This window comes from Flavonifractor sp. An306 (genome assembly GCF_002159455.1).
Classification (GTDB): Bacteria; Bacillota; Clostridia; order Oscillospirales; family Oscillospiraceae; genus Flavonifractor.
Genome location: NZ_NFIQ01000020.1, coordinates 52,251 through 58,377 on the forward strand (window position 1 = coordinate 52,251; position 6,127 = coordinate 58,377).

The following is a 6,127-nucleotide window of genomic DNA, read 5'->3' on the forward strand; positions in this document are numbered from 1 at the left end:
AAGATAAGACATAGGAGGTGAAGAAAAATGGCAAAGAGACGACCATCCGGGGACGGCATGGTGCGTAAAAGGGAAGATGGCCGCTGGGAGGGCCGCATCGTCATCGGCCATAAGGAGAACGGCGACTCCATCTTCCGCTACATCTATGCTGACACCCAAAAGGAGCTGACCGCCAAGCTCCGGCAAAATATCAACGTCTATCAGGGCGTGGACCTGACAGAAGAGTGTAAGATGACGCTGTCGGAATGGCTGGATCGCTGGCTGGAGCAGATGTCCTCCGTGCTCCGTCCCGGCACACTGGAGCACTACCGCAGTGACCTGGAGCATCATGTCAAACCCTACCTGGGGCAAAAGAGGCTCACGCAAATTACAGCAGACGATTTGCGAAAGCTCTACGACGCCTTAAAGCAACGAGGCAGAATACACCCCCGCCCCGGCCAGAGCCGTGGACTGTCCACAACAACCGTTCACGGCATCCATACCACGCTCCATCATGCTCTAAAATCCGCAGTAGATCAACGGCTGCTACCTTATAATCCCGCTGACCATGTGGCTCCGCCTAAGGTAGCGCACAAAACCATGACCACTCTGAACGACGAGCAGATGGATATCTTTCTGTCAGCGGTGAAGCAGGACCCTATCTGGTACGACTTCTTCTACACGGAACTGACCACTGGCCTGCGTCTGGGAGAGATCTGCGGCCTCATGTGGTCTGACCTTGATGAGCGAAAGGGAACGCTCAGTATCCACCGCACCCTCCACAAAGAAAAGGGCGGGCGGTTGGTAGTAGGTAATCCCAAGACCTGCGCCGGCACCCGCACCATTGTCCTGCCAGACAGCACAGCGGAGTTGTTGCGGGTGCGCAAAAAGGCATCTTACTCCCCCTGGATCTTTTACAATCCACTGCAGCCGGAGGCGCCCATGAATCCCTCCACAGCTTACCATCAGCTGAAAAAGATATTACAGGAAAACAAGCTACCCGACATTCGATTCCACGATCTGCGCCACACTTTCGCTACCCACGCTTTGGCCAATGGCGTGGACGCCAAAACGCTATCCGGTATTCTAGGCCATACAAAAGCCAGCTTTACCGTCGATACCTACACCCACACCACAAGCGATATGCACCGGAAAGCGGCTGAGATCGTAGGCAACTTTCTCACCGACTACCTGGGAGAGGAGATGGCCCCATGGCAAAGCACAGAAAGCGCGGCGACGGCAGCATCCATCTGAGGAAAGATGGGCGCTGGGAAGGCCGGTATGTGATTAACCGCGACGAGAAGGGCTTTCCAGTTACCAAGAATGTGCTGGCAAAAACCAAGGCGGAATGTGCAACAAAGTTGGCACAGCTGCGTGAGAGGCTCCGGGAACCTGTGAACGATCAGCCAAAGCCGGGGATTCTACTAAGTGACTGGCTGAACCTCTGGTACCAGGGATATAAGAAAGCAAACCTCCGCCCCAACACCCAGATGTCCTATGAGCGCCGGATCTATCAGCACATCATCCCTGCTCTCGGAGGTATCCAGTTGGACAAGTTGACCACAGGAGATATCCAGAAGTTCTACACAAATCTCAAAAAAGGTGGCAGACTGCTGCGGGCAGAACTCTACGGCGAAGGTCTGTCCGACCAGACCGTTCGGGGCATCCATACCACTCTCCATGCAGCACTGAATTACGCGGTAGAAGAAAAGCTAATCTTTCGAAACCCCTCAGACGGATGTAAACTTCCGTCTTCCAAGCCCAGAGAAATGAAGGTGCTGACACCGGAAGAAATCCAGCGGCTATTGATCCAGGCCAGGGAGGATGGCTGCTACGAAATGCTTCTGCTGGAACTATCCACTGGACTGCGCCGTGGCGAAATCTGTGCGCTAAAATGGGATGACCTGAACTTTAAAACAGGGGCCCTTCGGGTAGAGCGGCAGGTACATCGAGTACAGGGGGAGCTGGTGGTGTCGCAGCCAAAGACAAAAGCCTCCAACCGCAGCGTCATACTCCCTCCCCCAGTTCTGGCCGTCCTTAAAGCCTACAAAAAATCCGCCACCACCCAATGGATATTTCCCTCACCAGTGAAAGTGGACTCACCACAAGACCCGGCAGCGGTGCGGAAACGTTTATCCACAATCTTAAAGCGCGCCGAGTGCAAGCATATTCGCTTCCATGAGTGAAATCATTCATAAATGTATATTGCGACTTGTGTAGTGACGGGCTGGTGTTTAGGTTTCAAGTGTTTGTTTTGATGTACTCCGGGGACAAATCAATTTCACCGATAAAGTTGTAATGCACATCAATCTGCTGTACCCGCTGGCCGCTGGACCTATCCGGGGCATGGACAACAATTTTCTCCACGAATTCATGGAGTAGGAGCGGTGTCAATTCCGTGGGCTCGGTGTACTTCTTTATAATTTTCAAAAAGCTCTGGATATTGACTTCTTCCGTCTCCATTGTGCTGACAAGTTCCCGCAGCTCTTTTACCGAATTTTTCAAGTCGGTCTGTTCCTGCTCATACCCCGCAGACATCTTGACAAATCGTTCCGCCGTGAGCTTGCCTATAACGTGATCCTCATAAAGCCTTTGGATGATAGAATCCAGTTCAAGAATCCGCCGCTCCTGTTTTTCAAGCTGGCGCTTGGCCTGCTCCTGTTCGGTCATCCTTGCATTTAATTTGTTCCGCATGACCAGACGAACAAACTCATCCTCATCATCCTTGACATAAGCCATCACCCGTTGTAAGTTCTGCAAAACAAGCTGTTCCAAAACAACGGAGCGGATATAGTGAGCGGTGCATTTTATCCGACTTTGCGTGCCGGAACAGGTGTAGCACTCCTGCTCGTATGTCCACCCAGCGGATCGGCGGAGATGCAGCCTTGAGCCACAGTCGGCGCAAAAGACCAGGCCGGAGAACAGGCCCATTTCGCCCGTCCTGGTGGGACGGTGGCGCTGGGACAGCTCTTTTTGGGCCATGTCCCAGGTCTCCCGGTCAATGATGGCCGGATGGGTATTTTCAAACGTCACCCATTTCTCCGGGGGATTTTTTATCATCCGTTTGCTCTTATAGGACGGCTTGAATGTCTTGAAATTCGTGGTCTGACCTATGTAGGTATCTTGCTTGAGCATACAGGCGATCGTCCCTGTCGGCCAATAATATGGGGTGTCCGGGTGGTATCGTTTCGTGTGGCCGGTTCGCTGAAATTCCAGTGTGGCCGGGGAGGGAATTTTTCGTTCCTGGAGGATGCGAGAAATCTTCCTCGCCCCGTTACCCTCAATGCAGAGTTGGAAAATCAACTGCACCACTGGCTTGGCTTCCTCGTCGATAATCAGGCTTCCATCCGCGCACCGGATGTAGCCATAGGGTGCCCTGACTGCAATTCTTTTCCCAGACAATCCTTTATTGCGGAGCACCGCCCGCAGCTTTTTACTGGTATCCTTTGCGTACCACTCATTCATAATATTGCGGAATGGGGTGAAATCATTGTCCGATTGGTTATCGCTGTCCACGCCGTCGTTGACGGCCACGAACCGGACGCCCATCTCTGGAAAACGAATTTCCGTATAGAGCCCCACTTCTAGGTAGTTGCGGCCGAACCGGGACATATCCTTGACAATCACCATGCTCACCAATCCGGCCTCAATATCGGCCAGCATTTCTTGAAACCCAGGCCGCTTGAAGTTGGTGCCAGAATATCCGTCATCCTTATAAATTTTGTAGTTGGTAATGCTGTGCTCTTTTGCGTATCGGGTCAGTATCTCGATTTGGTGGGCAATGCTGTTACTGTCGCCCTCGTTTTCATCGTCGCGGGAAAGGCGGACATAAAGAGCCACCCATTTCTCCACAATGCTTTTGATAAGAGCTGCCATCACTTCCGTCCCCCTCTCTGGCTTTCCAGTTGAAAGAGGGCCAGGAGTTCTTCATACCGGGCCGCCGCGTCTTTCAGGTCTTGCGGGGTGGAAATGCTGTTCTCCTGGAGAATATGGAGTGTAACGTCGTGGTTCGGCAGGACAGAGCAGAAAAATTCATATCCGGCTTCCCATTCACGCCATAGGCGATTTATGCTCACCACAATGAGGTCAGACACATTTCCAGCCTCGATCTCCCGGAGCATCCTCTGATATTCCGGGCGCTCCGGCGTGGAGCCAGGAATCCCCCAATCACAAAAGAACTCTGAATTTTGGAGCCCATGCCCCGCCGCATATCCGGCAAGCCGCTCCATCTGGTTTCTGCGGATCAATCCGTCCATATCGCCGCAGGAACCTCCCACGCGGCAATAGAGCGCGGTGATTTTATTTGACTGCCTGTTCATCATAGCCTCCAATCCGGCAGTCACCGTTCCCTGTCTTGTGACACTTATATTATACTAAATGTCAAGCAAAACGTCAAATTTTTGCGGATTTTTGCAATATTTTTTACTTCTTTGTTTCCTTGTCAAGTACCCGCATGATTTTCTTGGAAACGGTGACGCCCTGGGAGGCAAAAAATCCATTCACCCGATAATATGTATTGCCAATCTTAATCTCTGTCTCTACTCTTGGCTGCTCCACCTGGGGCATGACAGCCATGGGAACACCCCCTTTATCTTTTGTTTTGCGTCTCATGGTGAGATTTATTTTACGACAAAATCCGCACCGACAAGCAGTGCGGATTCTATGATTCACGTTTCTATTTTCAGGACGGTTTCAGACGGCGGTTGGCTGGGCCGCTCCATAGGTCTTAATCGTGCCTCCCCCCATTCCCGTGGGCGGGGCGCCCTACGCTGTGACGCATAGCCGGCGCAAGTATCATCATCCCCGGATGTGCCTCGTGGCCTCGGCTCTGCCTGGAGCCGTTTGCGGCGCTGGTGGTGTTCGCTCCTTTCCTCCCGGCGTTGTTCCCCCTTTCCCGGTGAAAATATCCCCGCGCACCCGCCGTCTGGCTTCACACATACGGAATGTATCTGGTCGCCCTATTCAGTTGTGTTTCCCGGAGCATCCTCGTTAGGCGAAAAGAGCGGAATATTTTGCCCGGCTGGTTTCACCTGCCCGCTGGCGGGAGCGACGCCGTGCAAAATACCCAGTGGCCGTGGGGGAACTCCGGCAGGCTGTTTCCAGCCCGCAGAAGTGCGCCGCCTGGGGCGATGCACTTCGGCCGGATGGAAAAACTAAAGGGAGAAGTCCGCCGGGGGCTCCCGGAAACGAAACCGGCCCATGGCGGCAAACAGGGCGTTCTCTGCCTCATAGCAGAGGTCATCGTCCGGGAGGTTGTGAAAGCGGCCGTGTTCATCCAGAAAGGGACTGAGGGCTTTGTATGCTATGTACCCGGCAAAATGGCGCCGGACAAAACCTGTGGCTTCTGGATCGTAGTGCTGTGCCGCCTGGATGATTGCAAAGGGTACATACTTCATGGGTTTTCCTCCAATATCGTTTTCAGTTTCTTCTGTGCTTTCTCCCGGCGGCGCTGGACGGTGGCCCGGCTCATGTTCAGCCGTTTTGCCACGGCCTCGTCCCGTAAGCCCAGGAAGTAGTAGAGCAGGATGATCTCACGGTCTTTGGGGAGTAGGCTGGAGAGTGCTTGTCCCAGCTTTTGGTCTTTGATCTGGATGGCCTGTTCCCGGATGTAATATGTGAAAGGTTCGTCTGGTAGCTCCGGCTCCCATTCATCCGCTAGGGAGAAAAGGTCTGCGTCCGACAGGTCGGACAGGGGGGACACACGCTGCCCGTGGGCGACCTTTTTCTGGCGCGCCTTTAGGATAGCGTTGTCGATGGCGGCCTTGCAGTAGGCTTCGTACAGCATTTCGTTGTAGTCCTCGTAGCGCCCCATTTGTGGTCTCCTTTTCCCCTTCTCATACCCTAATATCCTGGAAAAATGGATTTTGCTCATTATTCGCAAAAAATTCCAAAAGTTTCCAAAACAAAATGTTCAGCGACAGAAAGCGCGGTTTGTGTCTCACGGTGAGATTTATTTTTTCGATACTTTTCGCAAGGATAGATATAGAAAAGCAGAGCGGCACTTGGTAGCCGCCCTGCCCTCGGTTTTCGCAATATGAAAGTAACCGTCAAAGGAGCAGGCGGATAGACTTCCATGAGATAATAGTGCTGGAACGTAGCGGAACGTTCCAGCACTAATTTGTACGGGGGGTCTTGCCGTGACATCAAA

General features: G+C 52.9%; 8 protein-coding genes. 2 read left to right on the forward strand and 6 right to left on the reverse strand.

Translation table 11 applies throughout. From position 1 onward, the window contains the following. Window positions 1-27 precede the first annotated feature (27 nt). Window positions 28-1,233, forward strand: coding sequence for a site-specific integrase (locus tag B5F88_RS07005; RefSeq protein ID WP_087343466.1), 1,206 nt, complete (start codon window positions 28-30; stop codon window positions 1,231-1,233). After that, on the forward strand, window positions 1,191-2,165 hold the full coding sequence (locus B5F88_RS07010) for a tyrosine-type recombinase/integrase (protein ID WP_087343471.1): 975 nt from the start codon (window positions 1,191-1,193) through the stop codon (window positions 2,163-2,165). The genes B5F88_RS07005 and B5F88_RS07010 overlap by 43 nt, the downstream gene beginning before the upstream one ends. 55 nt (window positions 2,166-2,220) lie before the next feature. Here B5F88_RS07010 and B5F88_RS07015 read toward each other — a convergent pair whose 3' ends face one another. From B5F88_RS07015 to B5F88_RS21040, 6 genes are all read right to left on the reverse strand, one after another. After that, on the reverse strand, window positions 2,221-3,855 hold the full coding sequence (locus tag B5F88_RS07015; RefSeq protein ID WP_087343475.1) for a recombinase family protein: 1,635 nt from the start codon (window positions 3,853-3,855) through the stop codon (window positions 2,221-2,223). Then, on the reverse strand, window positions 3,855-4,301 hold the full coding sequence (locus tag B5F88_RS07020; protein WP_087343478.1) for a recombinase family protein: 447 nt from the start codon (window positions 4,299-4,301) through the stop codon (window positions 3,855-3,857). The genes B5F88_RS07015 and B5F88_RS07020 overlap by 1 nt, the downstream gene beginning before the upstream one ends. 100 nt (window positions 4,302-4,401) lie before the next feature. Continuing rightward, window positions 4,402-4,554 (reverse strand): hypothetical protein, encoded by a 153-nt coding sequence (locus tag B5F88_RS20630; RefSeq protein ID WP_162612132.1) that lies wholly within the window; start codon window positions 4,552-4,554, stop codon window positions 4,402-4,404. Between the two features lie 578 nt (window positions 4,555-5,132). Beyond that, a complete protein-coding gene (locus B5F88_RS07025) occupies window positions 5,133-5,375 on the reverse strand; it encodes a helix-turn-helix domain-containing protein (RefSeq protein ID WP_087343480.1) in 243 nt (80 codons plus the stop codon). Further along, window positions 5,372-5,791, reverse strand: coding sequence for a sigma-70 family RNA polymerase sigma factor (locus B5F88_RS07030; protein ID WP_162612133.1), 420 nt, complete (start codon window positions 5,789-5,791; stop codon window positions 5,372-5,374). Before B5F88_RS07030 ends, B5F88_RS07025 begins: the two co-directional genes overlap by 4 nt. 59 nt (window positions 5,792-5,850) lie before the next feature. Next, window positions 5,851-6,127, reverse strand: a 277-nt coding sequence (locus tag B5F88_RS21040) for a hypothetical protein (protein ID WP_204246210.1), incomplete at its 5' end; no start/stop codon positions are given.

Coding starts and splice junctions, on each gene's coding strand:
- B5F88_RS07005 (WP_087343466.1), top strand. CDS start 28: ATGGCAAAGAGACGACCATCCGGGGACGGCATGGTGCGTAAAAGGGAA.
- B5F88_RS07010 (WP_087343471.1), top strand. CDS start 1,191: ATGGCAAAGCACAGAAAGCGCGGCGACGGCAGCATCCATCTGAGGAAA.
- B5F88_RS07015 (WP_087343475.1), bottom strand. CDS start 3,855: ATGGCAGCTCTTATCAAAAGCATTGTGGAGAAATGGGTGGCTCTTTAT.
- B5F88_RS07020 (WP_087343478.1), bottom strand. CDS start 4,301: ATGATGAACAGGCAGTCAAATAAAATCACCGCGCTCTATTGCCGCGTG.
- B5F88_RS20630 (WP_162612132.1), bottom strand. CDS start 4,554: ATGGCTGTCATGCCCCAGGTGGAGCAGCCAAGAGTAGAGACAGAGATT.
- B5F88_RS07025 (WP_087343480.1), bottom strand. CDS start 5,375: ATGAAGTATGTACCCTTTGCAATCATCCAGGCGGCACAGCACTACGAT.
- B5F88_RS07030 (WP_162612133.1), bottom strand. CDS start 5,791: ATGGGGCGCTACGAGGACTACAACGAAATGCTGTACGAAGCCTACTGC.